The organism is Aeromonas sp. R6-1 (genome assembly GCF_040908165.1).
Taxonomy (GTDB): Bacteria; Pseudomonadota; Gammaproteobacteria; order Enterobacterales; family Aeromonadaceae; genus Aeromonas; species Aeromonas caviae.
This window is the reverse complement of the sequence record NZ_JBFODF010000019.1, coordinates 1-26,265: the sequence shown is the minus strand read 5'-3', so window position 1 is coordinate 26,265 and position 26,265 is coordinate 1. Positions and strand designations below refer to the sequence as shown.

Sequence of the window (26,265 nt, the reverse complement as noted above, 5' to 3'; positions counted from 1 at the left end):
CTGTCATCTGGTGGTGGCATAACCCAGACAACCGCCCCGATAGCCCAGTGTCAAGGAGCCGATGATGGAACTGCGCGACCACCCCTCCCTCAGTCAGAGACCCCATGCCAGCCAACCGGATCCCACCCTGGCCAGGCTGTTGATGCCCTGGTACCAGCAGCACCGGGATCTGGGCTGGGAGCCCCTTGCGCAGCATCACGAGGATCCCCTCCCCGGCCAGCATTGACAGGCTCAGGGCTGCACCGCCTCGATGGCCTCTGACTTGCCCTCCAGCTGGGGCAGGCTGAAACGGTAGGCTACGTAGTATTTGTAGATGGTGCCAACGTAGTTGATGGGCCCCTGGCCCACGTCGTTGGCCACCAGCTGCTCCACGTTGCCGAACCAGACGTTCGGATCCAGCCCCTTGTCGGCCGCCTTGGCCTGTAATGCCTGGACACGGTTCGGACCCGCATTGTAGGCGGCCAGGGCGAACAGATGGCGATTGAGCCTGTCCATCCCGGGATCATTGAAGTAGGTGTCCAGGATGAACCGCATGTAGCGACAGGCCGCCTCCACATTGCCCTCCAGACTGGTGAGTCTGGCGCCTCGGATCCCCACCTCCTTGCCGGTACTCGGCAGCAGTTGCATGATGCCGACGGCCCCCCGGTGAGAGCCGACATTGGGATTGAGCCCCGACTCCTTGTAAGCCAGCGCGGCCAGCATCAGCCAGTCCAGCTGATACTTGTCCGCCTGGGCCTCCAGTACCTTGCGAATGGTCGACAGGCGCCCCAGCGGGTCCGGCGCCAGTATGTTGCTCATGCGATCGCTCTGCGCCAGCAGGCGGCGCAATGTCATGTCACTGTAGAGGGTCCGCTTGCTCGACTCCGAGATGTAGGCATTCACCGCCTTGAGCAGCTCCGGGCTGTTGTTGCGCAGGGCCCAGGCGCTGCGCCCCTTGTCCCGCAGCGGTATCAGTCTGTGGGCCTTGAGGCCGCCAATCATGTCGAGCCAGATCCGCCCCTTGAAGCTGTCGGTGACCGTCAGCGGAATGATCCCGGCTGACACCATCTCCAGCAGGTCCCCGTCCTGCAGGTATTCGGGAACCGTCTCGATGTAGACCGGGGGCAACCCCAGCTCCCGAAACAGCCAGTTGAGCTGGTGCAGGCTCTCGAAATAACTGGAGCTGGCTCGCACCCAGATCCGCCGGCCGGACAGCTGGGTGATGCGATTGAAGGCAGGGAGATCCCGCTGGCTCACCACCCACTCCTCGATGGGGGCGATCAGCGGCTGGGAGAAGGTCACCTGCTCGCGCCGGGTGGGGGTGACCGTCAGGTTGGCGGCCACCAGATCCCCACGCCCCTCGGCCAGGTAGTCCAGCAGCTTGTCCTGGCGCACCGGGATATAAATGATCTTGAGCTTGAGCTTCTCCTTGGCCAGGTAGGTCTGGTTCAACCAGCGCTCGAATCCCTGAAGCTGATTGACCAGGATGCCGTACTGGGCTCCCTTGTCGAAAAAGAAAAACCCCCGCTCATAGACCACCAGGGCCCTGAGCTCTTTTTTTTGCAGGATGTGTTCGAGATCACCGGCCTGGGGCAGCAACTGCGGCTTGAGATCCGCCGCCAGCAGAGGGAGAGAGCAGAGAGCCAGCAGGGCCCAGATCCATCGCCGCATCATGATTTAACCACCTCGCTGTGGGCCGGTGCGCACCGTCGGGTCTGTCAGAGAAGGCGCCTGCGCCAAGTCATGGGGCGTCGCGGGATCTTCTGCCGATCGGCGCATGCCGGACGGAAAACGGATCGTCCGTGGGATAACTCACTATACAACGCAAAGGGAGGGAAAAAGCGAGGGGCAGAGCAAGACGGCAGGCAAGCCTGCCGTGTCATCACGATCTCAGAGGGAGCGGGCGCGCATCTCGAAGATCAGCTTCTCGGCGGTGCAGGTGAATTGCAGGCGGGCCTTCAGGATCACGCCATCCGGGCCCCGGCTCAGCTCGCAGCTGCTTTTGGCTTCGGCAGTGACCTGCTTGGCCAGCGCCTCGTAAGCCGCAAATTTCTCGCGGGCGTCGGCTTCTGCAGCGGCCTCGATCACCAGCTCCATGACGTCGTCACCTTCGCCGATGATGGTGCCAATTTCGGCGAAACAGCCGCAACTGTCACAGGTCTCGTTCAGTTCCACTTTCTCGTCTACAGACATACGTTCACTCCTACTTATTCCGGATATTGTCATCGTCGCGCAAGGCGTTGCGAAAATCCCTGATGGCAGTGCCCAGATCCTCACCGGCGCCAGCCAGGCGTTTGCTGCCAAACACCACGACGACGACCACGAGCAGGATCAGCAGATGCCAGATATGAATGCCACCCAGTCCCATAGGGAGACTCCTGACTGTTAGATACCTGGAGGTTGTATCAAAAGAAAGCGTATCGATTGTTGGGCAAAATCAAGGCAGGTGCAAGTTGGCGAAAAAATCGCGCAAAAACGGCGACGAGGCGCAAAAAAATACGGCGACCATGGGCCGCCGTATGAGTCGGTGCTACTTGTCCCCTCAACCGCTACATCCTGTACCAGCCGCCACCAGGGCGAGAGACCCGTCGAGCATAGGATCGCCAAGATATGAAAACAAATGGTATATATTCATCTAGGAATTGAAGAGGATTCATATCATGTTGCTGGAACAGCTTGCACGCATAGACCTTAATTTGTTGATAATCCTGCAAGTCTTGCTGGAAGAGCGCAACGGCAGCCGGGCTGCACGCCGTTTGCACCTGAGCCAGTCCGCCGTCAGCAAGGCCCTCGGACGGTTGCGGGAGACCTTTGACGATCCCCTGTTCGTGCGCTCGGCCTACGGGATGGATCCCACTCCGCGCGCCCTGGATCTCCAGCAGCAACTGCAGCCCATACTGCTCTCCCTGGACAACCTGATCCAGCCGCCGGACTTCGATCCCACCAGCACGGAGCGGGAGTTCGTCATTGCCAGCATGGACAGCGCCTTCACCCTGTTTGCCCCCCTCTACCTGAGCGAACTGAAGCGTCAGGCTCCTGGCATCCGCCTGCGCTACGAGGAGTGGACCGAGCACAGCCTGACCGAGATGAGCCAGGGCCAGGTGGATATCGCCTTCACGGTGCGGGAGAACTGCATCAATTCGGATTTTCGCCTCGACACCCTGCCCAACGCCATCTGCCAGCGGTTGCTCACCATCGACGATCTCACCTGCCTGGTGCAGCGGGATCACCCCGCCTTGCAGGAGCCCGAGTGGGATCTCGCCCGTTACCTCGCCTACCCCCACGTGCAGACCTACTGCGAGGGGCGGGATCGCTGGATGCTGGATCACAAGCTGGCGGAGCAGGATCTCTATCGCCGGATCGAGGCGACCGTGCCCTCCTTCGAGGCGGCCCTGCGCATGGGCATGCACTCGGACATGATAGTGACCCTCTCCCGCCTCTACGCCCGCCACGCCACCCAGGTCTATCCCCTGGTGCCGCTGCCGCTGCCCATCGCCCTGGACAGCATCTCCCACCTGCTCATCTGGCATCAGCGCCACGAGGAGGATCCGGGCCATCGCTGGCTGCGGGAGACCCTGCTCACCCTCATCATGGGCAAGCTGGAAACCTCGGTGGACGACCCGGCCGCTGCCGCCTGACGCGCAAAAAAAACGGGGCTCAAGAAGCCCCGTTTCACGTTGACATCAGCATTCGCCCCGTCAGTTCTGACCCGTCACCGCCAGATAGTGGTGTACCCCGTCCAGCAGCATCTGCACCGAGATCATCACCAGCAGCATACCCATCAGCCGCTCCACCGCGGTGAGTCCTCGCTCACCCAGCAGCTTGTTGAACAGCTCGTAGAACATCAGGATCACGGCGCTGGCCCCCCAGGCCATCAGCAGGGCCAATGACCAGTCCACCATCCGGGTCGGCTCCTGGTTGGCCAGAAGCAGCAGGGAAGCCAGGATGGAGGGGCCCGCAATCATGGGGATGGCCATGGGCACCAGGAAGGGCTCCTCCCCCGCCGCCAGCCCGGTCACGCCACCGGGGCTCGGGAAGATCATCTTGATGGCGATGAGGAAGAGGATGATGCCCCCCGCGATGCTGACCGCTTCCTGACGCAGGTTGAGGAAGCTCAGGATCTGCTGACCGGCGAACAGGAAGCCCATCATGATCACCAGTGAAAACAACAGCTCCCGCAGCATCACCTTGCGTCGACGCTTGGGGTCGACATGGCGCAGGATGGAGAGGAAGACCGGCAGGTTGCCCAGCGGATCCATGATCAGAAACAGCATGACGGCAGCGGAGAATGTGTCCATAGAGCGCCCGGGCAGAACCTTTCAACAAGAGGGGAAGGAGGGCGAAATATAACAAAGGTGGCGGGATTCGGCGAGCGCCCCACCGCGCTCGCCACTGGCGATCATCCGTGGTTGCAGATCTTGTCAGCGCGGGTCTGGAACCCTGACTCCGAGTCGATGAACTTGCCGCGCCTGGCCAGGAAGTCGATCAGGGCGTCAGCGTCCATCTCGCTGGCGCTGCAGGTGTGGAACCGGGCCTCGGCACCGAAGCGCGAGGCGATCGCCGCCCTGAGGCTGGCCCGGGTAAACGGACTCTCCTGCTCCAGCATCATCTCCATCACTTCGTGACCGTGTATCGATTGGGACATCTCGAACCTCTTTAATCATCATGTCAGATGACAATTAAAGCCGGAAGCCCGGAGAGGGTTCTTGATATAGGCCAACAAAACGCCTTTTTTAACGCCAGCGGGCTGGTCGTGAGCGCCGCTTTGTCGATAATGTGGCAACCTGACGGGGGGATGGCTACACTGTCGCCCCTTTTTGCCACCGCAGACAGAAAATAAGGACATTGGCGTCATGCTGTTCCATGGATTGGTCTTCAAACCCTGGCGGATCTGGACCCGTCGCCCGCTCTGGTTGAAGACCCTGCTCGGCATGCTGACCGGGATAGGTCTGGGGCTCTGCTTCAGCGAGCAGGCCCTGCTGCTCAAGCCCATCGGCGTCCTGTTCGTCAACACCATCCAGATGCTGATGGTGCCCCTCATCTTCTGTTCCGTCCTGGCAGGCCTCACCGCCCTGCTCAAGGGCAAGCGGCTCGACCGCATCGCCGGCAAGGCCATCGGCTTCTATCTCTGCTCCACCGCCGTCGCCATCTGCATCGGCCTGATGATGGGCTGGCTGCTGGAGCCGGGCATGGGCGCCAATATGGGTCCTTATGAACGGGGCGCCATGGCGCAGCAACCTACCCTGGCCAGCGTGCTGAGCCACCTGGTGCCGCGCAACCCGGTGCAGGCCATGGGCGATGGCAAGATATTGCAGGTGATCGTGTTCGCCGTGGCCCTCGCTCTCGCCCTCAACGCCACCGGGCGACGCGGCCGCCCCGCCATCCTGTTCTTTACCTCTCTGGCGGAGGGAATGTTCAAGCTGACCCAGATGGTGATGGCCCTGGCCCCCTATGGCGTCTGCGCCCTGATGGCCTGGATGACCGGCAAGTACGGCGTCAGCCTGCTGTTGCCGCTGCTCAAGGTGATCGGCGCCGTCTACCTCGGCTGCCTGCTCCACGTGCTCGGCGTCTACAGCAGCCTGCTGCTCCTGATGGCGCGCCTCAACCCGTTGCACTACTTCAAGAGCATCGTCGATGCCCAGGCGGTGGCCTTCACCAGCAGTTCAAGCAGCAGCACCCTGCCCATCAGCCTGGCCTGCGCCGAACGCAGGCTCGGGGTCTCCCCCGCCATCACCGCCAAGGTGCTGCCCATCGGCGCCACCATCAACATGGATGGCACCGCCCTCTATCAGGGGGTCACCGCCCTGTTCGTGGCCCAGGCCTTCGGGGTGGATCTGCATCTGGTGGACTACCTGACCCTCATCAGCATCGTCACACTGGCCAGCATCGGCACGGCGGGCACACCCGGTACCGGGCTGATGCTGCTGACCCTGACCCTCACTGCCGTGGGACTGCCGCTGGAAGGGGTGGCGCTCATCGCCGGCATAGACCGGATCCTCGACATGGCGCGCACCACGGTCAACGTCTCCGGCGACATCCTGGTCTCCGTGCTCATCGCCCGCAGCGAGAAGGAGCTGGATCTCGCCACCTACCACGATGCCCATGCGGGGGACGACATCGACTTCACCCTGCGCTGAGGGCGCGAGGGGCGTTCAATGATCCTGGGGATCGTGATGGCAGCGCCAGCAGATATCGAAGTTGGCGCCGTTCTCCTCCCCGCACTGGCCGCACAGCCAGCCGTTGCCCTGGCGCTGCTGGTAGCGCTCGATGATCCGGCCCGCCCGCTGACGATCCCGCTCGTTCACCATCAGGGTCACTTGCAGCAGATCCACCGGCAGCTCCCCGAGCGCGCCGGAGAGCCCTTCGCCGCTGAGGCGCACCCTGACTCCCTCTACCTCCAAGGCCCCTTTCAGGGCATGCGCCTCCAGGGAGTGAGAGGCGCGATACAAGTTAATCCACTGATCCATACGTTGTCCTCGAAACCCTTGCCAGTGCCATCATCACCAGCACTACCATCATTCCAGGGCGAGCATCTTCCGGGAGCGAGATGCCCGATACAGATTCATCCACCGCTCCATACGTTGTCCTCGAAACCCTTGCCAGTGCCGTCATCACCAGCACTACCATCATTTCAGGGCGAGCATCTTCCGGGAGTGAGATGCCCGATACAGATTCATCCACCGCTCCATACGTTGTCCTCGAAACCCTTGCCAGTTCAATCATCGCCGCATCGGGCTCTTCACAGCAGCTTGTCGATGCCGTAAGCCGGGCCGTTGGCCACCAGAAAATCGATGAATGCCCTCAGCTTGCGCGGCATCAGGCGCCGCTCGGGAAACAGCAGGTAGATGGGTACCCTGGGTTGCTGCCACTCCGGCAGCAAGGAGACCAGCGTCCCGTTCGCCAGCTCATCATGGCACAGCATGGCGGGCAGGGAAGCCAGCCCCAGCCCCGCCTTCGCCGCCTCCCTGGCACAGGTGATGTTGTTGACCTGGAAGCGGGACGGGGGATCCACCAGCACTTCACGATCATCCAGCTCGAAACACCAGTGCGAGGCGAGGAACCCCGTGCTGACCGCGATCCGCTCGTGATGCACCAGATCGGCGGGCCTCTGGATCACCGGGTGGCGCGCCAGATAGTCCGGGCTGGCGCACAGCAGCCGCTCGGTGCTCCAGAGACGCCGCGCCGCCAGGTTGGAGTCGCTCATGTCGCCGACCCGCACGATGGCATCCAGCCCCTCGCTGATGGGATCCACGATGCGGTTGGTCAGCTCCAGCTCCACCTTCATGCCCGGATAGGCTTGCAGGAAGTTCGCCACCAGCCTGCCCACCACCAGCTGTCCCGTCTCGATGGGCACCGCCAGCTTGAGGGTCCCCGTCACCTCCTGCTGGCTGGCACTGAGCATCAGCTCGGCCTGGGCCAGCTCCTCCACCGCCTTGCTGCAGCGTAGATAATATTGTTCACCGGCTTCCGTCAGGGTGAGCTGCCGGGTGGAGCGATAGAGCAGCCGCGCGCCGAGACGCTGCTCCAGCTCGGCGATGCGGCGGCTCACCGTCGCCTTGGTCATGCCCAGCTCCTGGGCTGCGGCGGTAAAGGAGCCCTTGTCGACGATACGAACGAGGATTAAGGCAGCATTCAGGTCCATTGTTTCACCAGTGAAACTGTATATCTCATGAATGGATACTAATCGAAACAGTTGCACGATGTTAGCCTGCCCGCCACAGTTCAGGAAAACCAATATCATGAGTCAACACAAGAAGATCCCCCTGCTGGCCGCCCTGGTGCTGGCCCTGCTCGGCCTGCTGTTTGCCGGTTACTGGTATCTGCATGGCCGCTACTTCGAGAGCACCGACAACGCCTACCTGCAAAGCGAGGTGACCGGCATCGGTTCCAAGCTCTCCGGCTACATCAGCGAAGTACTGGTGACCGACAACCAGGCGGTGAAGGCCGGCCAGCTCATCGCCCGGCTCGACGACCGCGAATACAGGACCAAGGTGGCAGAGGCCGAGGCCGATCTGCACCTCAACCAGGCGACGGCGGATAACCTCGCCGCCACCCGTATCCAGCAGCTGAGCCTCATCCGCCAGGCCGAGGCAAAAGTCAGCTCGGCCAATGCCGAGCAGGTCCGGGCCCAGCAGCAGGTGCGCCGGGTCAGCCAGCTCAATGAGCGTCACTACAGCTCCCAGGACAGCCTGGACGAGGTGCGTGCCGGCTTGCAGGTCAACCAGGCCCAGGCACTGGAGGCCAAAGCCGCCCTGCAGGCCGCCCGCGAGCGGCTGCTGGTGCTGGATGCCGAAGCCAAGCAGAACCAGGCCAGGCTGGCTTTGAGCGAGGCCCAGCTTGAACAAGCCAGGCTGGAACTCGGCTACACCGAGCTGCGAGCACCGGCCGACGGCATCATCGGCAAACGCAGCCTGCGGGAAGGGCTCTACGTCCAGTCCGGTATGCAGGTGGCCAGCCTGGTGCCCCTGAGCCAGGTGTGGGTCGAGGCCAACTTCAAAGAGACCCAGTTGCAGCACATGCAGCCGGGCCAGAAGGTGGAGGTGATCCTGGATGCCTATCCGGATCAACCGGTCGAGGGGATCATCGACAGCCTCTCTCCGGCCACCGGCGCCAAGTTCGCCCTGCTGCCGCCGGAGAACGCCACCGGCAACTTCACCAAAATCGTGCAGCGGGTGCCGGTCAAGATCCGCATCCCGGATCCGGGCGCCCTGGCGGGCAAGCTGCTGCCCGGCCTCTCCACCGAGGTGATCGTCGACACCCGCACCCCTGATCCCGTGGTGGCCGCCCACTGATGGACGCCATACCACGTCGCAACTGGATCGCGGTCATGGGGGGCCTCATCGGCGCCTTCATGGCCATCCTCGACATCCAGATCACCAACGCCTCCCTGAAAGACATTCAGGGGGCGCTCTCGGCCACCCTGAGCGAGAGCTCCTGGATCTCCACCTCCTATCTGGTGGCGGAGATGATCGCCATACCGCTGAGCGGCTGGCTGAGCCGGGGACTGAGCGTGCGGCGCTACCTGCTGTGGACCACGGGCGCCTTCATCGTCGCCTCCGTGCTCTGCTCGTTCAGCTGGAACCTCACCAGCATGATCGTCTTTCGGGCGCTGCAGGGCTTTACCGGCGGGGCCCTGATCCCCATGGCCTTCTCCCTCATCGTCAGCCTGCTGCCGCTGCACAAGCGAGCCACAGGCATGGCGCTGTTCGGCCTGTGCGCCACCTTCGCCCCCGCCATCGGCCCGACCCTGGGGGGCTGGCTGACGGAGCAGATGTCCTGGCACTACATCTTCTATCTGAACGTGCCGCCCGGCCTGCTGGTGATGGCCATGCTGGCCCACGGGCTGGACAGGAAGCCGGTGGACTGGGAGGTGATCAAGCGGGTGGATCTCATCGGTATCCTCACCATGGCGGTGGGTCTCGGCCTGTTGGAAGTGGTGCTGGAAGAGGGCAACCGGGAGGACTGGTTCGGCTCGAGCTTCATCGTGCGGCTCACCGTCATCTCGGTGGTGGCCCTGGTGTTCTTCGTCATCAGCCAGTTGCTGCGCCGCCACCCCCTGGTCAACCTGCGGCTGCTGCACAACCCGCGCTTCGCCCTGGCCTGCTTCGCCTACCTGGTGCTCGGCATGGGGTTGATGGGCTCCATCTATGTGCTGCCCCTCTACATGACCCAGATCCACAATTACAACGCCCTGGAAATCGGTGAGGTGCTGATGTGGATGGGGTTGCCCCAGTTGCTGGTGCTCCCCCTGGTGCCCAAGCTGACCCACAAGATAGATCCGCGCTATCTGGTGAGCTTCGGTTTTCTGGTCTTCGCCATCAGTTGCTTCATGAACGTGAACATGAACGCCGACTACGCCGGGCCCCAGCTGATCCAGTCCCTCATCGTGCGGGCCCTGGGCCAGCCCTTCATCATGGTGCCCCTCTCCCTGGTGGCGACCGCCAGCCTGACGCCGGACGAGATCCCCTCCTCCTCGACCCTGCTCAACGTGCTGCGCAACCTGGGGGGCGCCTTCGGCATCGCCATCATCGCCACCCTGATCGACAACGACACCCGGACTCATGTCAGCCAGATCGGCAGCACCCTGGCCGTCACCAGCATCGAGGGGCAGGCCTATCTGATGCAGCTGGCCCAGAACATGATGGCCCAGGGAGCCGGGCCGGAGCAGGCCCAGTTGCAGGCCCGGGCCATGCTGTCGAACACCATCAGCCGCGAGGCGGCCATCATGGCCTACAACCAGGTGTTCTACGTGATGGGTATCTTCCTGCTGATCGCCAGCGCCCTGATGCTGCTGCTCAAGCAGCCGGCCCCGAGGGCCCCTGACGCAGAACCGGTCGAGGCGTGAAAGGTGGGGATCACATAGCAAAACGGGCCAGAAGGCCCGTTTTTCATGGCTGCCCGCTGGTCAGCCCGCCAGGGAGGCGGCGATCAGGAATTGGGCCGCGAAGTAGCTGCTCATGATCCAGGCCGTGGCATGGGGGAAGGGGCGGCGGAATCTGTCCAGCGCCAGCATGCTGTCGGAGAAGAGGAACATCAGCGCCCCCACCAGGGCGGCGGCGCTGCCGGCAGTGAGAGAGGCATGCCAGGCACCGGCAGCCACCCAGGCCATGGCGATGATCACCAGCATGTAGCAGAAGACGGGGATCCTCATCTCGCCGAGCTGGCCCCACAGGAGCCCGAACACCATGCCGGCCACCAACAGAAGCAGCAGGCCGTCCACCAGCTTGAGCACCAGGGGCCCCTGGGCGAAACCGACGATGTAGCAGAGGTGAGCGACAAAAAATGCCGCCAGCCCCTGGATGAAGCGATCCCGTGGCAGCATCAGCAGCACGTCCCCCGCCAGCGACAGGCAGAGACCGAGCAGGATCCAGGCGTGGGAGCCGTTGTGATCGTCGCCCTGGTAGCCAAACGCCAGGGCGATGATGAACAGCATGGTCAGGGGTTTGCTGATGTAGAACTGACGGGAGTCTGAGCCGTAAGCCGCGCGGATGTGCCACCAGCCCGATGCGATGATCAAGAAACTCAATAACATGCCCTGCTCCTCACCGGCTGCTCGCCCTGGGGCGGCAACCTCTTTAGTGCCCGCAAGAGTAGCAAATTCCCCCGGCCAGTGGCAGAGGCTGAAGCAGATGGCTCCCTACACCTAAAGTCTAATTGCCCCCATCCCCGCCCTCGGGCATAAGAGACAGCTCTGGAGGATCACCATGGAAGATGCTATGACCAACTACCTGCCCGCTATCGATATCATGATGTGCCATCTTGGCATCAGCTTTGAACAGGCCTGCGAGCAGCTTGGCCTCAGCCCGCAGGAGCAGCAGACCCTCGACCAACTGCAAAAACAGAAGCAGACCCAGTCCAACTGATGCCCTGGACTGATGGCCCGAAGCGGCCGGCATCACAGTCCAGCATAAAAAACGGCGCCCGAAGGCGCCGTTTTTTATTGGGTGATGATCAGGGTCGAGCGACCCGGCGGCGTTGCAGCCAGACCACGGCCCCGAACAGCAGGAAGCCCGGCAGCCACATCAGCTCCTTGGGCCAGCGCTCGGTGGGCGCCTTGACGCTCAGGATCTGCTGATCCATCTCCAGCCCCAGATCGGCCGCCTGGCTACCGAAGGTGACGGTGTCGATCAGGATCTTGCCGTCCTGCTCATAGGTCTGGATCCCCAGCTTGGTCAGACGATCCTCACCGCTCGCACCATCCGGCACCGGCAGCAACACAGTGAAGCGGCGCAACTTGCCCACCGCATCTTCCCCTTCCATCCGCAGGCGCAGGGTGCTCTCGGCCTCCACCTGACCCATGGTCTGGACCAGCTCGGCCGGGGCGGTGTCGCGATACGGGTCGTGCAGCAGATCCATCCAGAAGCCAGGACGGAACAGGGTGAAGGCCACCAGCAGCAGCAGCACGCTCTCGTACCAGCGGCTCTTCACCAGGAAGAAGCCCTGGGTGGCGGCAGCGAAGATCAGCATGGCGATGGTGGCCACGAAGAAGATCAGCACGCCGTGGGAGAAGTCCACGTTGATGAGCAGCAGATCCGTGTTGAAGATGAACAGGAACGGCAGCGCCGCGGTACGCAGGCTGTAGTAGAACGCCGTGATCCCGGTCTTGATGGGGTCGCCCTTGGAGACGGCGGCCGCGGCGAACGAGGCCAGCCCCACCGGCGGGGTCACGTCCGCCATGATGCCGAAGTAGAAGACGAACAGGTGCACCGCGATGAGCGGCACGATGAGGCCGTTCTGCTGACCCAGGGTGACGATCACCGGCGCCAGCAGGCTCGATACAACGATGTAGTTGGCAGTGGTCGGCAGCCCCATGCCGAGGATGAGGCTCAGCAGGGCGGTGAGGATCAGCATGAGCAGCAGGTTGCCCATGGAGAGGAACTCCACCAGATCCGCCAGTACCAGGCCAACGCCGGTCTGGGAGACGGCACCGACGATGATGCCGGCAGTGGCGGTGGCAATGCCGATGCCGATCATGTTGCGGGCACCGGCAATCAGCCCCTCGCGCAGGTCCACCACGCCATCGGTGAAGGAGCCGTAGTCATGCTTGCCGTCGGTGCGCAGCCAGTTCAGCAGCGGTCGCTGGGTCAGCAGGATGATGATGAGCATCACCGAACCCCAGAAGGCCGACAGGCCGGGGGAGAGGCGCTCCACCATCAGACACCACACCAGCACCACCACGGGCAGCAGGAAGTGCAGGCCGGAGAGCAGCACGGCGCGGGTCTCGGGCAGCTCGTCCAGTGGCTTGTCCGGGTCTTCCGCCGGCAGCGGCGCGTTGCTCGCGGCGATCTTCAGCAGTCCCAGGTAGGCGACGGCCAGCAGCACGCTGATCCCCGGCAGGGCATAGTCACCCAGTACCGGCTTGAGCCAGCCCAGACCGTAGTAGACCGCCATGGAGAGGCCGCTGATGAGGGCGGCACCGAAGGCGAAGCCGGTCAGGCGACGCAGCCAGGGGCGCGGCTGACGGTTGCCGATGGGCTGCATCCCGAGCTTGAGCGCCTCGAGGTGCACGATGTAGAGCAGGGCGATGTAGGAGATGGCCGCCGGCAGGAAGGCGTGCTTGATGATCTCCACATAGGGGATGCCCACGTACTCCACCATCAGGAAGGCCGCAGCCCCCATGACCGGCGGCATGATCTGGCCGTTGACCGAAGAGGCCACTTCCACCGCGCCGGCCTTCTCCTTGGAGAAGCCGACCCGTTTCATCATGGGGATGGTGAAGGTGCCCGTGGTCACCACGTTGGCGATGGAGGAGCCGGAGATGACGCCGGTCAGGGCCGAGGCGACCACAGCCGCCTTGGCCGGGCCGCCGCGCAGGTGACCCAGCAGGCTGAAGGCGAGCTGGATGAAGTAGTGGCCCGCACCGGCACGCTCGAGCAGGGCGCCAAACAGCACGAACAGGAAGACGAAGCTGGTGGAGACCCCAAGGGCGATGCCGAACACCCCTTCGGTGGTGATCCACTGGTGGTTGGCCAGCGCATGCAGGCTCACCCCGCGGTGGGCCAGCAGGGAAGGCATCCAGGGACCGGCCAGGCTGTAGGCCAGGAAGACGATGGCGATGACCGCCAGGGCCGGGCCCAGGGCGCGGCGGGCCGCTTCCAGCAGGAGCGGGATGCCGACGCAGGCCACCGCGAAGTCCATGGTGGTCAGGTTGCCGGGACGCTGGGCAAGCTCCTGGTACATCACGAACAGATAGCTGGCGACAGCGGCACCGACGAGGCCGAGGGCGATGTCGGCAAGGGGAACCCTGTCTCGCGGTGAGCTGCGCATGGCGGGGAACACCAGGTAGGCGAGCAGGATGGCGAAGGCCAGGTGAATCGAGCGTGTTTCAGTGTCGTTGAGGACGCCGATGCCGAGGGAGAAGGGCAGCGGCGAGGCTATCCAGAGCTGGAACAGGGACCAGATCAGCGCAAGACCCGCGATGATCCAGCTCATGGGGCCGACGGGCAGCCTGGCGCCGACGTCCTGGGCGATCAGCTCCTCGGCCGAGAGCGCCTCTTGTTGTTGTGTTTGCTGCATAGTGTGACTCTGTAGGTACTGCAATAAATGAGACTCGCTCCCCCGAAGGAGGAGCGAGTCCGGGGCACATCCGAAGACGCAGCCGGATTACATCCAGCCACGTTCCTTGTAGTAACGCACAGCGCCTTCATGCAGCGGAGCGGAGAGACCCACCTTGATCATGTCGGCTTCCTTCAGATCCGCGAAGGCCGGGTGCAGGCGCTTGAAGCGGTCCAGGTTGTCGAACACGGACTTGACCAGCTGGTAGACCACTTCCGGATCGGCCTTGGCGCTGGTGGAGAGCACCGCCTTGCCACCGATGGACGGGGTCGGGTTCGGGCTGCCTTTGTAGAGACCACCCGGGATCTCGGCCTTGCTGTAGTAGCTCTTCTCGGCCAGCAGCTTGTCGATCTCGGGGCCGGTGACCGGCACCAGCACGGTGTCCGTGGTGGTGGAGGCTTCCTGGATGGCGCCGTTCGGGTGGCCGACGAAGTAGCTCATGGCGTCGATGTTGTTGTCACCCAGGGCAGAGGCCTGCTCGGCGGGTTTCAGTTCGGAGACCAGGCTGAAGGCGGATTTGTCCCAGCCCTTCACGGTCATGATCTCTTCAAAGGTGTCACGCTGACCGGAACCCGGGTTGCCGATGTTGACGCGCTTGCCCTTCAGGTCGTCGAAGCTGGCTACCTTGGCGTCCTTGCGGGCCAGGATGGTGAACACTTCGCTCTGCAGGGAGAAGACGGCGCGGATGTCATCCATCGGACCTTCGGCCTTGAACGGCTCGACGCCCTTCATCGCCTTGTACTGGTGGTCGGACTGCATGATGCCGAAGTTGAATTCGCCGGAGCGGATGCCGTTGACGTTGGCAACACCACCGCCACTGGCCGGGGCGTTGCACTTGATCTGGTGATCGGCGGCGCCGCGGTTGAGGAAGCGGCAGATGGACTGGCCCGCCACGTAGTAGACGCCGGTCTGACCGCCGGTGCCTATGGTCACGAAGCGCTCCTGCGCTTGCACCGGACCACCAAACGACACACCGACCAGAGCCGCCGACAAGGCGCACGCCAAGGATAATCCTTTCATGTTCTTCATCCTTTTCATTGATTTATTTCACCCGTTTCCCGGGAGAATATGAGACAGACCCGCACCAAGACTGGGTTCGCCTATACGACCTCGTACGAGGAAATGGTCGAGCGGCACGCGCCCTTCCAGAAGCCACCATCATCCTGCAGTGAGATAATCAGCGTCATGCCGATCGGAGGTGATCTGACCAGAAACGGGTCAGTTCAAAAGCATTAACGCCCCGATTAAGCACATAACACCAACATAAATCAAACAAAACAGCAAAATGGCGGATTTAAATAGCGAGAAGTTTGAAGCGGATCATTAATTTCTCAAGGGCAGATTAATTACATGAACTATCAAAGGGAAGCAATAAAAAGCACGCCCAGATTCTTTCGCAACCCTTGACTGGCAAGGATTAGAAACCTGGTCCGTTATATTGCGAAGTGCTTACTGAACAGCATAAACACGACGTTAATGACGCTTTTGTCGCCAAGATGCAAAAACCCCGATCCGGGGCTGCCGGAACGGGGTTTGGTAACAAGCTGATTTCATTTGGGCCCGGCCATCACGCCTTGCTGCCAGCCAGCTCCAGAATGAAGGCGAACTCCAGGGCGATGTCCTCATAGGCCTTGAAACGGCCCGACTTGCCGCCGTGACCGGCCTCCATGTCGGTACTGAGCAACAGCTGGTTGTCGTCCGTCTTCAGCTCACGCAGCTTGGCCACCCACTTGGCTGGCTCCCAGTATTGCACCTGGGAGTCGTGCAACCCCGTGGTCACCAGCAGATTCGGGTAGGCCTGGGCCTTGACCTGATCGTAGGGGCTGTAGGCCTTCATGTAGTCGTAGTAGCGCTTCTGGTTCGGGTTGCCCCACTCGTCATACTCCCCTGTGGTGAGGGGAATGGACTCGTCCAGCATGGTGGTGACCACATCGACGAAGGGCACCTGGGCCACCACGCCGCGATAGAGCTGAGGCGCCTGGTTGATGACGGCCCCCATCAGCAGGCCGCCGGCGCTGCCTCCCATGGCATAGACCTGATCCCTGGCGCCGTAGCCTTGCGCCACCAACGCCTCGGTCACGTCGATGAAGTCGTTGAAGGTGTTCTGCTTCTTGAGCAGCTTGCCCTCTTCATACCAGGTGCGGCCCAGCTCCTCGCCACCCCGGATATGGGCGATGGCGTAGACGAAACCCCGGTCCAGCAGGCTCAGGCGTGAGCTGCTGAAGTCCGGGTCCATGCTGGCGCCGTAGGAGCCATAGCCGTAGACCAGCAGGGGATTGGTGCCTGCACCACCCCCTGCCTTCTTGAACTTGTCCTTGCGATAGACCAGCGACACCGGCACGGCCACGCCGTCACGGGCGGTGATCCAGAGCCGCTCGCTGGCATATTGCGCAGGCACGAAGCCCGCCACCGGCTGCTGCTTGAGCAGGGTCCGCTTGCCGCTGTCCATGTCCAGCTCGTAGGTGGAGGACGGCGTGGTCATGGAGGAGTAGCCATAGCGCAGGGCGCTGGTGTCCGGCTCCGGGTTGTAGGCAAGCCAGGTGACATAGGCGGGATCGTCGAAGGCGATCTCCTTCTGTTCGCCGCTCTGCCAGTTGACCTGACGCAACCGGGTCAACCCCTGGCTGCGCTCCTCCAGCACCAGCCAGTCCCTGAACAGGGCATAGCTCTCCAGCAGCACGTCCGGATTGGGGGCGATCACCGCCTTCCAGCGATCCACCGGGCTCTCCTTGGTCTCATAGAGGCCGAAGTTCTTGCCGTCCTTGTTGGAGCGCACATAGAAGCGACCACGGTAGTGATCCAGGCTGTATTCGTGATCCACCTGACGGGGCAGGAACAGGCGTGGCGTCTGGCCCGGCACATTGGCATCAATGAGGCGCGCCTCGCTGGTGGTGGTGCTGGAGAGGGAGATGACGATGAAATCTTCCGAGGTGGTGGCGTAGAGGCTCACATAGAAGGAGTCGTCCTTCTCCTCGTAGACCAGGATATCCTTCGCGGGGTCCGTGCCCAGCTCGTGGCGATAGACCTGGTAGGGCAGCAGGGTCTTGGGGTGCTTGCGCACGTAGAAGACCGTCTTGCTGTCGTTGGCCCACACCAGGTTGCCGGAGGTGTTCTCGAGGGTGTCGGCGGCCCAGGCGCCGCTCTCCAGATCGAGGAACTGGATCCTGTATTGACGGCGGGAGAGATAATCTTCCGCCACCGCCAGCCAGCGGTTGTTGCGGCTCACCTCGAGCGCCCCCAGGGCATAGAACTCGTGGCCTTCGGCGCGCTGGTTGCCATCCAGCAGCAGGGCGGGCGCCCCGTCCCCTTCCACCTTGCTGCGGGAGTAGATGGCGTACTCCTTGCCCGGCTCGTAACGGGTCTGATAGCGGTAGCCGTTCTTCACATAGGGGACAGACTCGTCCTGCTGGGGAATACGGGCCACCATCTCCTTGTAGAGCTGCTCGCGCAGCGGCTTGATCGGTGCGAGCATGGCCTCGGTGTAGGCATTCTCGGCCTTGAGATAGTCCAGCACCTCGGGCTTCTGCCGCTCGTCATCGCGCAGCCAATAGTAGTTGTCGACGCGCGTGTCCCCGTGTTTTTTCAGGGTATGGGGGTGCTTGGCAGCCACCGGGGGGACAATGACAGGCTGGGTGGAAGTATCGCTTGTAGGCATGGCGGACTCTTCGTTGGCATGGGAACAGGGTGCAGCAAGCAGGCAAGCCAGCAGCAACCCCCGGGAAAAGGTGAACATGTCGCATCCTTTGCGCTGTCACAGGGCCGCCCCTCCCGCTGGTGCTGCACGCATCCAGACGGCACACCGGCAGGCAGTGGGAAAAGCGTCCCTGAGAAAATAAAAATTGGCGATCAATCTGCCCCTTGTCGCCCGGGGTTGCAAGGGCTCCCCGGACATTCCCCCCCAAATCGACGAAAAAGGGCCGCCATCTCGCGATGGCGGCCCTCCTCCCTGACCGTGAGCGACACGGGTTCGCTCAGGTGTGCCTCACATGATGGAAATGTGTCTGCTCACGGTCAGCATCCATCAGCCGGGGTAGCTCGACCAGACTTTGGTCGCGCCCTCGTCACTGATGCTCAGCACCTGATAGGGCTGCCCCGGAATATCCATACCCGGCGCACTCTGGGGCATCCCCGGAATGGTCAGACCGCGGATCTCCGGTTTTTCCTTGAGCAGCTTCTGCACGTCGGCAGCGGGCACATGCCCCTCCACCACATAGCCATTCACCACCCCGGTGTGGCAGGAGGCCAGCTGCGGGGTGATGCCATGCTGCTGCTTGATCGGGTCAAGCTGCTCGGTTTCCACGACCTTGACCTCAAAGCCGTTCTCTTCCATGTGCTTGATCCAGGTCTTGCAGCAACCGCAATACTGGGACTTGTAGACGGTCATCTGCCCGGTTGCCAGAGCAGAAAAACTGACGGTACCGGCCAGCACGGCCAGTAACAGGGACTTGTACATATCTCACCTCGGTTAAGAAGAAATGCCCGGAAAGGGAAACTCGACTCAGCCGTGGTGACGGGGCGGACGCTCGAGACGCTCCAGGGGCGCCTCCGGCATGAACAGAGAGGGAGAGAGGAATGTCGGCCTGTCGGGCTCAAGCCGGGCAACCGTCAGGCTGTCGCTGGTGAGCACCGTCATGGCGAGCGCCGAGGTGAAGCTGCCGCAGGGCATGGCTTTTTCCAGGGTACGCTCGCTCTGGCTGCAATGGGGCGTCAGGGTACAGAGATCGGTGGCCGCACGGCTGCCAAACGACATCAGCACCAGCACCAGACTCCACAGGGGGAGCCAGCGGCGGGCGCGAGCGAGTTGGCGACGGGTCAGGACCATGAGACGACTCATTGACGAAAGAGGGCCTATGGTAACCCTTGGCCCAGGGGGAGGGTCAACCCCTCCCCCGTCTGCATCAGGGTTGCTGACGGGTGGCCGCCAGCACGATCTCCCGCACGCAGACGTTGGCCGGCTGGTGCCAGGCGTAGAGCACGGCGTCGGCGATCACCTCGGGGGCAATGACGCCTCCCATCTGATCCTTCCAGTCGTGATAGCCCGCCTTGATGCGCTCGTCCGTGGTGTGGCTGAGCAGCTCGGTCTCCACCGCGCCCGGAGCGATGGTCACCATCCGCACGCCCACATCGGCCACCTCTTCCCGGATATTTTCGGTCAGGGCGTGAACGGCGAACTTGGTGGCGCAGTAAGCGGCATGGTTCGGGAAGGTCTTGCGACCGGCGATGGAGCTGATGTTGATGATGGTGCCGCTGCGGCGGGCCTTCATGCCGGCCAGTACCGCATGCACGCCATTCAGAACCCCCATCACGTTGATGTTGAGCATCTGCTGCCACTCGGCGGGATCCTGCACGTCGGCCTGTCCCAGCAGCATGACGCCGGCATTGTTGACCAGACATCCCACCGGGCCGAATTGCGCCTCCGCCTGCGCCACGGCGGCCTTCATGGCGGCGGTGTCGGTGACATCGACCCCGATGCAGAGGGTATCGGGCAGGTTCAGCGCCTGCATGGGCTCGACCCGGCGGGCCAGCAACAGCAGCGGATGGCCGGCGGCGGAGAAGGCGCGGGCAATGGCGGCACCGATCCCGGCGGACGCGCCGGTGATCACCACGAGGGACTTGGACATGGAGTTTTCCTTCTGATGCGTTGAAATGGGCGTCAAACAAGGGCTGGCCAGCACGGGACCCAGTCACTATAGTCGCTACATCCATCGGCGATAAATATAGTTTTCCGCTGGTTATCATCTGAATTAACTATGGTATCCCCATGCTGGACCTGAGATTGCTGCGCTTCTTCATCGCCATCTATGAAGAGAAGAACATCACGGCGGCGGCAGCCCGCTGCCACGTGAGCCAACCCTCCCTCTCCGCCGGCCTTCGCCAGCTCGAAGAGAGCCTGGGGGACAGCCTCTTCATCCGGGGCAAGAAGGGGGTGGAAGCGAAGGATCCGGCCCACTATCTCTATCCCCACGCCGTCAAGCTGGTGGAAGAGGCGCGTCGCCTGCCGACCCTGTTTCGCCAGAAGGCGACGCGTGCGAGACTCAACATGGCCATCATGCCCGACCTCAGCCGACGTCGGCTGGCGGGATTGCTTCGGCGGGTGCAGGGGGTGCTGCCCGAGCTGGATCTCACCCTCTCCGATTACGGCACTCCGGCCGACTGCCGACTGACCCTGGATGCCCTGCGCCGGGAGGACGAGATCTTCCTGCCGCTCTGGGAAGAGGAGTACGTGCTGTGCGTTCCCAGGGGACACCCTCTTACGGGCAGGGCGCGTATCGAGCTGGCTGAGTTGCAACATTATGATTTCATTGAGTGCCCACCCTGCGAAGCCCATCAGCAAACCATAGGCCTGCTGGCCTGTGACCGGCTCACCCTCAATCTGGTGGCCAAGGCCGAGAGCAAGGGGCTGGTGATGGCGCTGGTGCTGGCCGGGGTGGGCATCAGCTTCCTGCCCGACGGGCTGGTGGAGGACGAAGCGGGCCTGTGCACCCTGCCCGTGAGCGGCCCCCGGATGTTCCGCCGCATCGGCCTCTGCTACCCCGCCCACCAGACCCTGAATCCGGCGCTGCGCGCACTGATCCCGGAACTGGCGGGCCAGGGAGCTTCTTGATAACGTTTCAGCTCACAATCTGTCGCATGTGCCGGCAGCAGACCCTCTTCAGGAATCCCATGAAACGCATTCTGGTCATCTTTTCACACCCGGCACTGCAGAGTTCCCGGGCCAACAAGCAACTGCTGCACGCCATCGAGGGGCTGGAGGGGATCACCCTGCACGATCTCTACCAGCGCTATCCGGACATGTTCATCAACGTGAAGCGGGAACAGGCCCTGCTGGCGGAGCACGACATCATCGTCTTCCAGCACCCCTTCTACTGGTACTCCTGCCCGGCCATCATGAAAGAGTGGATGGACCTGGTGCTGGAGTACGGCTATGCCTACGGCCCCGAGGCCCACGCCCTCAACGGCAAGCAGTGGCTCAGCGCCATCACCACGGGGGGCGGCCCCGAATCCTACTGCCGCGCCGGCTACAACCAGCGCCCGCTGCTCGACTTCCTGCTTCCCTTCCAGCAGACCGCACAGCTGTGCGGCATGCGCTGGCTGCCCCCTTTCGTGCTGCACTCCTTCCACAAGCTCGAGGATCCCGAGGCGCTGCGCCGCTGCGGCCAGGACTATCGCCAACTGCTGTGCGCCCTGCGTGACGAGCAGCTGACCCCGGCCCAACTGGCCGAGAGCCCCTATCTGCGCGATCTGCTGGGAGTACTCCCATGACACGCACTCGATCCGGGCTCAGGCCCGGCCAGCCCTCACCGGCATTCATCATGTTAAGGAGGAGCCGCTGATGGGACATGGATTGCTGTTTGACGCCCTGATCTACCTCTCGGCGGCGGTGATCGCCGTCCCGCTGGCCAAGCGGTGGGGGCTGGGCTCCGTCCTTGGCTACCTGCTGGCGGGGATCATCATAGGTCCCTTCCTGCTTGGTCTGGTGGGCGAGCAGAAAGACGTGATGCACTTCGCCGAGTTCGGGGTGGTGCTGATGCTGTTTCTGGTCGGTCTGGAGCTGCGCCCGGCCCTGTTGTGGCAACTGAAAGGGCCCATCCTCGGCACCGGGGGTCTGCAGGTGCTGCTCACCAGTGTCGCCCTGACCGGAGTGGGTTATCTTTTGGGTCTGCCCTGGCAGCAGGGGCTCGCCATCGGTCTCATTCTTGCGCTCTCCTCCACCGCCATCGTGTTGCAGAGCCTGCAGGAGCGCAAACTGATGCAGAGCGAGAGCGGCCGCTCCGCTTTCGCCGTGCTGCTGTTCCAGGACATCGCCGTCATCCCCATCCTGGCGATCCTGCCGCTGCTGGCCATCGCGCCGGTCGCCAGCAGCGGCAGCTCGGAGCTGGCAGGCTGGCAGCACGGCCTGCTGGTGGTGGCCGCCATCGCCGGCATCGTGCTGGGTGGCCATTACCTTATGCGGCCGGTGTTTCGCGCCATCGCCCAGTCCCACATGCGGGAGATCTTCGTCGCTGCCGCCCTGCTGCTGGTGATCGCCATCGCCGTGCTGATGGAATCCGTCGGTCTCTCCCCCGCCCTCGGCTCCTTCCTCGCCGGCGTGGTGCTGGCGGACAGCGAATACCGCCACGAGCTGGAAGCAGACATAGAGCCGTTCAAGGGGCTGCTGCTCGGCCTCTTCTTCATGTCGGTGGGTGCCGGCATCGACTTCAGCCTCTTTGCCGCCCATCCCCTGTTGATCCCGGCACTGGTGATCGGTCTGATGGTGCTCAAGTGGCTGGTGCTGATGGGGCTCGGCTTTGTCATTCGCCTCTCCCCGAACCAGCGCTGGACCTTCGCCCTGGCCCTGGCCCAGGGCGGGGAGTTCGCCTTCGTGCTGTTCTCGTTCGCCGCCCAGAACAAGGTACTGCCGGGCAGCACCATCTCACTGCTGACTCTGGTCGTCGCCCTCTCCATGGCGCTGACACCGCTGCTGCTTATCCTCAACGATCGGGTGATCCAGCCCTGGTTCGACTACCGCAACCAGAGTGACACCCCCGAACATGAACAGCCCGAGCTGGTGGAACACCCGGTCATCATCGCCGGCTTCGGTCGCTTCGGTCAGATAGTGGGGCGCCTGCTCCACGGCCATGGTATTGGCACCACCATCCTGGAGCAGGATGCCAGCCAGATAGAGATGCTGAGAAAGTACGGCTACCAGGTGTTTTATGGGGATGCCAGCCGACTCGACCTGCTGCACGCGGCCGGCGCCCACAAGGCCAAACTGCTGGTGCTCTCCCTCAATGACCCGGCCACCTCCCTCGAAGTGATCGAGATGGTGAAAAAGCACTTCCCGCACCTCAGAATACTGGCCCGTGCCCAGGATAGACCCCATGCCCACGAGATCCTGCGCCACGGGATAGACAGCGTGCACCGCGAAACCCTGGGGTCGGCCGTGGATCTTGGGGTAGAAGCACTCACCCTCTTGGGATTCAGGGCCAATCAGGCCTGGCGTGCGGGGCAGATGTTCAAGCAGTATGACAACCGGCTGCTGCGGGAACAGGTCAACTACCTGGACGACGAGCACACCTATATCAACAAGAGCCTGCAATACCGCGACATCCTCTCCGACCTGCTGCAAGACGATCAGGAAGGACAGGAGCGTACCCACGCCCATCAATGGAACAGCGGTCTGCCCGACAACGACAAGGAAGCAACATGATTGCCTATTACCCCATGCTCAAACACCTTCACATGACCCTGGCCCTGGTCAGCCTGCTGCTCTTCCTCTACCGCTGGAGCCTGGCGCTGGCGGGCAGCGGGCGGCTGCAACAGAAATGGCTGAAGGTGCTACCCCACATCAACGACACCTTCCTGCTGCTGTTTGGTGTGCTGCTGGCGGTGACCCTGCAGATGAGCCCTGGCCAGCAGCCCTGGTTGATGGCCAAGCTGATTGCCCTGGTGATCTACATCGGCCTGGGCGTCATGGCGCTCAAGCGTCCTGCCCGCGGCCAGAAGCTGGTGGCCGGAGTGGCCGCTCTCGCAGTATTCGGCTACATGGTGGGCGCAGCCATCACCAAATCAGCCTGGTCCTGGCTGGCATAACGACGTGTCGAGGTGGGGGCCCGTCCCTCACCTCCTTCCCACCTCCCCCTCCATATTGCTTCCATTTCCTTCCAGTCACCCTGGTCGCAAGCATTCTCGCAAGGCTTGTTTTCAATAAAAAAAGGGCTCAAACAACCCCTTTCTATTGTTATTTTGTTTTATTTATCAATGCTTTGTTTCTTCATGTATGAAAATGGCGACAGTTGTCGCAGCAAAACTTGCGACATAGACTGTCGCAGGCCATGGCTAGGATACACTCAACGCTAAACCAGTGAAGGCATGCACCATGAGTAAGAAGCTGTTACGACAACTGACCTTGGCGCGTTGCATCCCGCACCGCCCTTACAAGCTGACCGCCAGCCAACTCCAGGTAAAACTGGAAGAGGAAGGCATTCACGTCAGTCTCCGTACCGTGCAACGGGACCTGGAAGAGATGTCCGGCATGGGACTGTTCGACCTCACCTCCGATGAGCGCAGCAAGCCTCATGGCTGGTGCTTCGAGCGCCATGGTCTCAATGACTTTGCCAACATCATGCCGCTCTCGCTGGCAGTGGCCCTGAAAACCTGGAGCGACCAGGCAAGCCAACTGTTGCCGGCAAGCGTGCTGACCGAATTGAACCCGCTGATCGACAAGGCTGGTCAGGTGATCCGCGACAGCCAGAGCGAACTGGCCGAGCGCTGGCTGGAGAGCGTGCACCAGTCACCTCGCCCCTTCGCCGGCAATCCGGAGATCCGCCGCAGCACCCTGATCCGCGACGCCCTCTGGCGTGGCCGCAAGTTCAGCGCCGAGATCCAGCGTGTCATCAAGGAGCGTACTGTCTGGCTCTGCTATGACCGCATCAATCCCCTCGGCATCCTGAACCAGCCCGATGGCCCCATCCTGCTCTGTACCCTCTCCGAGCTGGATCCCAAGGTCTACGGCATTCCGTTCGATCACATCAAGAACGTGGAGTTGACCAACTTCAGCGCGACCCAGCCGAAGGACTTCAATATCCAGAAGCTGATCCGCGACCAGGGTTATCAGGACGTCAGCGGTCCGATCCGCTTCGTCGGGCGCATCGATGCCAACTGCCCGACACTGATCGATGGACAAATCCCGGGACATAACCCGCGTATGACCCGTTACGACAAGCGCAGCGTGGTGGTGGAGACCGAAGTGCAAGATACGCCCGAGTTCCGCTCCTGGCTGAACAACATGAGCGGCAACCTGGAGGTACTTGCACCCGAATCACTGCGCAAGGCCTACCCGACTCCTGGGACAAGGGTCAGCTAAAGAAACCAGCAGACAATACAAAGCCGAGATTTATCTCGGCTTTTGTCTACTTTTAAAGCATAAGTATTCAATTAATTTTGAACTCTTACACCCCTGATTGAAGCGGCTGTACCATCGTTTTCCTACCGATTTCTGCTTGTAAGAGATCTGCCATTCCCCCTGTAAGACCCCTCAGTGTTGAACCGTACGTGAAGCCATCCCGCACTGGGTATGCTTTCCATGGAAACTATCTAAGTAACTGATAAACTTAGATAATATTCCACACAAGCCCATTTCTGCACCGGATGTCACGGAACCCAAGCCGAATGCACACCTTGTTCGAGCCCGTAATTGCCTTAGTATGGGTCTCACAAGGACGAGCTGATTCGGCAGGATGCAGAAACAGCGCATAAACAAGGAATAGCCTGCAGGATGTGGGCAAGGAACACCTCGGGATGGGGTTGATAGCCAGGATGGTTATCACAAGGATCGACAGGACAACCGCAGGATGCGGTAGTTGGAGACCTCGGGATGAGGTTGAGTGGCACGGATTGTCGCTCATCAAGGATGAAAGGACACCGCAAGACGCGGTCAGGAACAGCTTCAAGATGAAGCGTGATAGCCAGGATGGTTATCAGTCAGGATGACGCAGGAACACCACGGGATGTGGTAATGGACACCTCCAGGAAGGAGAGGGTGAAGCAATCAGGACAGATTGCCAGGCTAGGAAGGCCACAGGACACCCCAACGGATTGGGAAGGGGAATTTCCAAAGGAAAGGATAGCGTCAAGGATTGCAGGGAGCATGGCAGTTCAGGGAATGGACGAAATGACTTGAGGGGACAGCATCTGCTGTCCCCTTTTCTTTTGTGCACCCCATGCCCACGACACAACAGAAAATGGAATCAGCCTGAGCGGTCCTACAACATCACGCTTTTACCAGATATCACCTGCATCCTGGATAACCCCATCAGACTCAGCCACAGTAGCGCACCTTACCTTTCCTGCGCCCTCCCTCGTCTATGCTCAGCGACATCCACTAGGCCCTCAGAACGCAGCAGATCAGCCGCAACCAACCAGCCAGGATATTTCCTGGCGACTAACTCCAGGTAACGATGGCCACTGACTTCTGCTCAGCCAGGCAGATTGTTGAGTCATCCCTGAACTGTCTATATGTGTGACCACGAATGAAGCATGAATGCCATTCTATAGGGCGGAGATTGTCGTAGGAGGGGTGATAACCCAACCAAGCGGCCTGCTACTGAGGATGAGAGACTGGGTAAATGTCAGATAGCAAAAAGGCCTTCCCGATAGGGAAGGCCTTTCAATTTAGTGGCGGAGCGGACGGGACTCGAACCCGCGACCCCCGGCGTGACAGGCCGGTATTCTAACCGACTGAACTACCGC

Annotated in this window: 26 protein-coding genes; 11 read left to right on the top strand and 15 right to left on the bottom strand. The window is 62.0% G+C overall.

Features of this window, described 5'->3' with window-relative positions; genetic code table 11:
• Window positions 1–64 precede the first annotated feature (64 nt).
• The gene (locus AB5Y68_RS04475) at window positions 65–226 is read left to right on the top strand and encodes a hypothetical protein (protein ID WP_200886023.1); all 162 of its coding nucleotides are present in this window, start codon (window positions 65–67) and stop codon (window positions 224–226) included.
• Window positions 227–231: 5 nt separating this feature from the next.
• Here AB5Y68_RS04475 and AB5Y68_RS04470 read toward each other — a convergent pair whose 3' ends face one another.
• The 3 genes from AB5Y68_RS04470 to tatA all read right to left on the bottom strand — a co-directional run bounded on the left by AB5Y68_RS04470 (window position 232) and on the right by tatA (window position 2,347).
• Window positions 232–1,653, bottom strand: a complete 1,422-nt coding sequence (locus tag AB5Y68_RS04470) for a lytic transglycosylase F (protein WP_039040408.1) — start codon at window positions 1,651–1,653, stop codon at window positions 232–234.
• 216 nt (window positions 1,654–1,869) lie between these two features.
• Entirely contained in the window at window positions 1,870–2,172 is a 303-nt protein-coding gene (locus AB5Y68_RS04465; protein WP_039040407.1) for a DUF406 family protein, read from the bottom strand.
• Window positions 2,173–2,182: 10 nt separating this feature from the next.
• Window positions 2,183–2,347, bottom strand: coding sequence for a twin-arginine translocase TatA/TatE family subunit (gene tatA, locus AB5Y68_RS04460; RefSeq protein ID WP_010672592.1), 165 nt, complete (start codon window positions 2,345–2,347; stop codon window positions 2,183–2,185).
• A gap of 292 nt (window positions 2,348–2,639) precedes the next feature.
• Here tatA and AB5Y68_RS04455 point away from each other — a divergent pair, with 292 nt between their 5' ends.
• Window positions 2,640–3,617: a LysR substrate-binding domain-containing protein gene (locus AB5Y68_RS04455; protein ID WP_039040406.1), complete on the top strand. Its 978-nt coding sequence runs from the start codon at window positions 2,640–2,642 to the stop codon at window positions 3,615–3,617.
• 60 nt (window positions 3,618–3,677) lie between these two features.
• Here the strand turns inward: AB5Y68_RS04455 and AB5Y68_RS04450 are convergent, their stop codons facing one another.
• Window positions 3,678–4,277: a YhgN family NAAT transporter gene (locus AB5Y68_RS04450; protein ID WP_010672590.1), complete on the bottom strand. Its 600-nt coding sequence runs from the start codon at window positions 4,275–4,277 to the stop codon at window positions 3,678–3,680.
• A gap of 101 nt (window positions 4,278–4,378) precedes the next feature.
• Complete coding sequence (locus AB5Y68_RS04445) at window positions 4,379–4,624, bottom strand: YecH family metal-binding protein (protein WP_039040405.1); 246 nt, start codon at window positions 4,622–4,624, stop codon at window positions 4,379–4,381.
• Between the two features lie 208 nt (window positions 4,625–4,832).
• Between AB5Y68_RS04445 and AB5Y68_RS04440 the strand changes: the two genes are divergently transcribed.
• Window positions 4,833–6,116: a dicarboxylate/amino acid:cation symporter gene (locus AB5Y68_RS04440; protein WP_039040404.1), complete on the top strand. Its 1,284-nt coding sequence runs from the start codon at window positions 4,833–4,835 to the stop codon at window positions 6,114–6,116.
• A 15-nt stretch (window positions 6,117–6,131) separates the two neighbouring features.
• Here AB5Y68_RS04440 and AB5Y68_RS04435 read toward each other — a convergent pair whose 3' ends face one another.
• From AB5Y68_RS04435 to AB5Y68_RS04425, 3 genes are read right to left on the bottom strand one after another with little or no spacing between them, the layout of a single operon-like run.
• Window positions 6,132–6,446: a DUF2007 domain-containing protein gene (locus AB5Y68_RS04435; protein ID WP_010672587.1), complete on the bottom strand. Its 315-nt coding sequence runs from the start codon at window positions 6,444–6,446 to the stop codon at window positions 6,132–6,134.
• Window positions 6,430–6,702: a hypothetical protein gene (locus AB5Y68_RS04430; protein ID WP_152610196.1), complete on the bottom strand. Its 273-nt coding sequence runs from the start codon at window positions 6,700–6,702 to the stop codon at window positions 6,430–6,432. The genes AB5Y68_RS04435 and AB5Y68_RS04430 overlap by 17 nt, the downstream gene beginning before the upstream one ends.
• Window positions 6,703–6,718: 16 nt before the next feature.
• Window positions 6,719–7,621, bottom strand: a complete 903-nt coding sequence (locus AB5Y68_RS04425) for a LysR family transcriptional regulator (RefSeq protein WP_010672586.1) — start codon at window positions 7,619–7,621, stop codon at window positions 6,719–6,721.
• Between the two features lie 97 nt (window positions 7,622–7,718).
• On the opposite strand from AB5Y68_RS04425, the gene AB5Y68_RS04420 reads away from it, so the two are divergent.
• Complete coding sequence (locus AB5Y68_RS04420) at window positions 7,719–8,771, top strand: HlyD family secretion protein (protein ID WP_039040403.1); 1,053 nt, start codon at window positions 7,719–7,721, stop codon at window positions 8,769–8,771.
• Entirely contained in the window at window positions 8,771–10,324 is a 1,554-nt protein-coding gene (locus AB5Y68_RS04415; protein ID WP_039040402.1) for a DHA2 family efflux MFS transporter permease subunit, read from the top strand. Before AB5Y68_RS04420 ends, AB5Y68_RS04415 begins: the two co-directional genes overlap by 1 nt.
• Window positions 10,325–10,384: 60 nt before the next feature.
• Here AB5Y68_RS04415 and AB5Y68_RS04410 read toward each other — a convergent pair whose 3' ends face one another.
• Complete coding sequence (locus tag AB5Y68_RS04410; RefSeq protein WP_039040401.1) at window positions 10,385–11,011, bottom strand: lysoplasmalogenase; 627 nt, start codon at window positions 11,009–11,011, stop codon at window positions 10,385–10,387.
• 172 nt (window positions 11,012–11,183) lie between these two features.
• Between AB5Y68_RS04410 and AB5Y68_RS04405 the strand changes: the two genes are divergently transcribed.
• Window positions 11,184–11,342, top strand: a complete 159-nt coding sequence (locus tag AB5Y68_RS04405) for a hypothetical protein (RefSeq protein ID WP_005332188.1) — start codon at window positions 11,184–11,186, stop codon at window positions 11,340–11,342.
• 88 nt (window positions 11,343–11,430) lie between these two features.
• Here the strand turns inward: AB5Y68_RS04405 and AB5Y68_RS04400 are convergent, their stop codons facing one another.
• The 6 genes from AB5Y68_RS04400 to AB5Y68_RS04375 form a co-directional block, all read right to left on the bottom strand.
• Window positions 11,431–13,995 carry a TRAP transporter permease gene (locus tag AB5Y68_RS04400; protein WP_039040400.1) on the bottom strand — a complete coding sequence of 855 codons (2,565 nt, stop codon included), beginning with the start codon at window positions 13,993–13,995 and terminating at the stop codon, window positions 11,431–11,433.
• Between the two features lie 87 nt (window positions 13,996–14,082).
• Window positions 14,083–15,054 carry a TAXI family TRAP transporter solute-binding subunit gene (locus tag AB5Y68_RS04395; RefSeq protein ID WP_029313514.1) on the bottom strand — a complete coding sequence of 324 codons (972 nt, stop codon included), beginning with the start codon at window positions 15,052–15,054 and terminating at the stop codon, window positions 14,083–14,085.
• Between the two features lie 547 nt (window positions 15,055–15,601).
• On the bottom strand, window positions 15,602–17,767 hold the full coding sequence (locus AB5Y68_RS04390; protein ID WP_039040399.1) for an oligopeptidase B: 2,166 nt from the start codon (window positions 17,765–17,767) through the stop codon (window positions 15,602–15,604).
• Window positions 17,768–18,055: 288 nt separating this feature from the next.
• A complete protein-coding gene (locus tag AB5Y68_RS04385; protein ID WP_039040398.1) occupies window positions 18,056–18,487 on the bottom strand; it encodes a DUF411 domain-containing protein in 432 nt (143 codons plus the stop codon).
• A 45-nt stretch (window positions 18,488–18,532) separates the two neighbouring features.
• Complete coding sequence (locus AB5Y68_RS04380) at window positions 18,533–18,856, bottom strand: hypothetical protein (RefSeq protein WP_039040397.1); 324 nt, start codon at window positions 18,854–18,856, stop codon at window positions 18,533–18,535.
• Between the two features lie 76 nt (window positions 18,857–18,932).
• Complete coding sequence (locus AB5Y68_RS04375) at window positions 18,933–19,655, bottom strand: SDR family oxidoreductase (RefSeq protein ID WP_010672575.1); 723 nt, start codon at window positions 19,653–19,655, stop codon at window positions 18,933–18,935.
• Window positions 19,656–19,795: 140 nt separating this feature from the next.
• Between AB5Y68_RS04375 and AB5Y68_RS04370 the strand changes: the two genes are divergently transcribed.
• From AB5Y68_RS04370 to AB5Y68_RS04350, 5 genes are all read left to right on the top strand, one after another.
• Window positions 19,796–20,638 carry a LysR family transcriptional regulator gene (locus AB5Y68_RS04370; protein WP_039040396.1) on the top strand — a complete coding sequence of 281 codons (843 nt, stop codon included), beginning with the start codon at window positions 19,796–19,798 and terminating at the stop codon, window positions 20,636–20,638.
• A 59-nt stretch (window positions 20,639–20,697) separates the two neighbouring features.
• The gene (locus AB5Y68_RS04365) at window positions 20,698–21,297 is read left to right on the top strand and encodes an NAD(P)H-dependent oxidoreductase (RefSeq protein ID WP_039040395.1); all 600 of its coding nucleotides are present in this window, start codon (window positions 20,698–20,700) and stop codon (window positions 21,295–21,297) included.
• Between the two features lie 70 nt (window positions 21,298–21,367).
• Entirely contained in the window at window positions 21,368–23,224 is a 1,857-nt protein-coding gene (locus AB5Y68_RS04360) for a monovalent cation:proton antiporter-2 (CPA2) family protein (protein ID WP_010672573.1), read from the top strand.
• Window positions 23,221–23,607 (top strand): SirB2 family protein, encoded by a 387-nt coding sequence (locus tag AB5Y68_RS04355; protein WP_039040394.1) that lies wholly within the window; start codon window positions 23,221–23,223, stop codon window positions 23,605–23,607. Before AB5Y68_RS04360 ends, AB5Y68_RS04355 begins: the two co-directional genes overlap by 4 nt.
• A 286-nt stretch (window positions 23,608–23,893) precedes the next feature.
• Window positions 23,894–24,880, top strand: coding sequence for a YafY family protein (locus AB5Y68_RS04350; RefSeq protein ID WP_029313511.1), 987 nt, complete (start codon window positions 23,894–23,896; stop codon window positions 24,878–24,880).
• The last annotated feature ends 1,385 nt before the right edge of the window (window positions 24,881–26,265 follow it).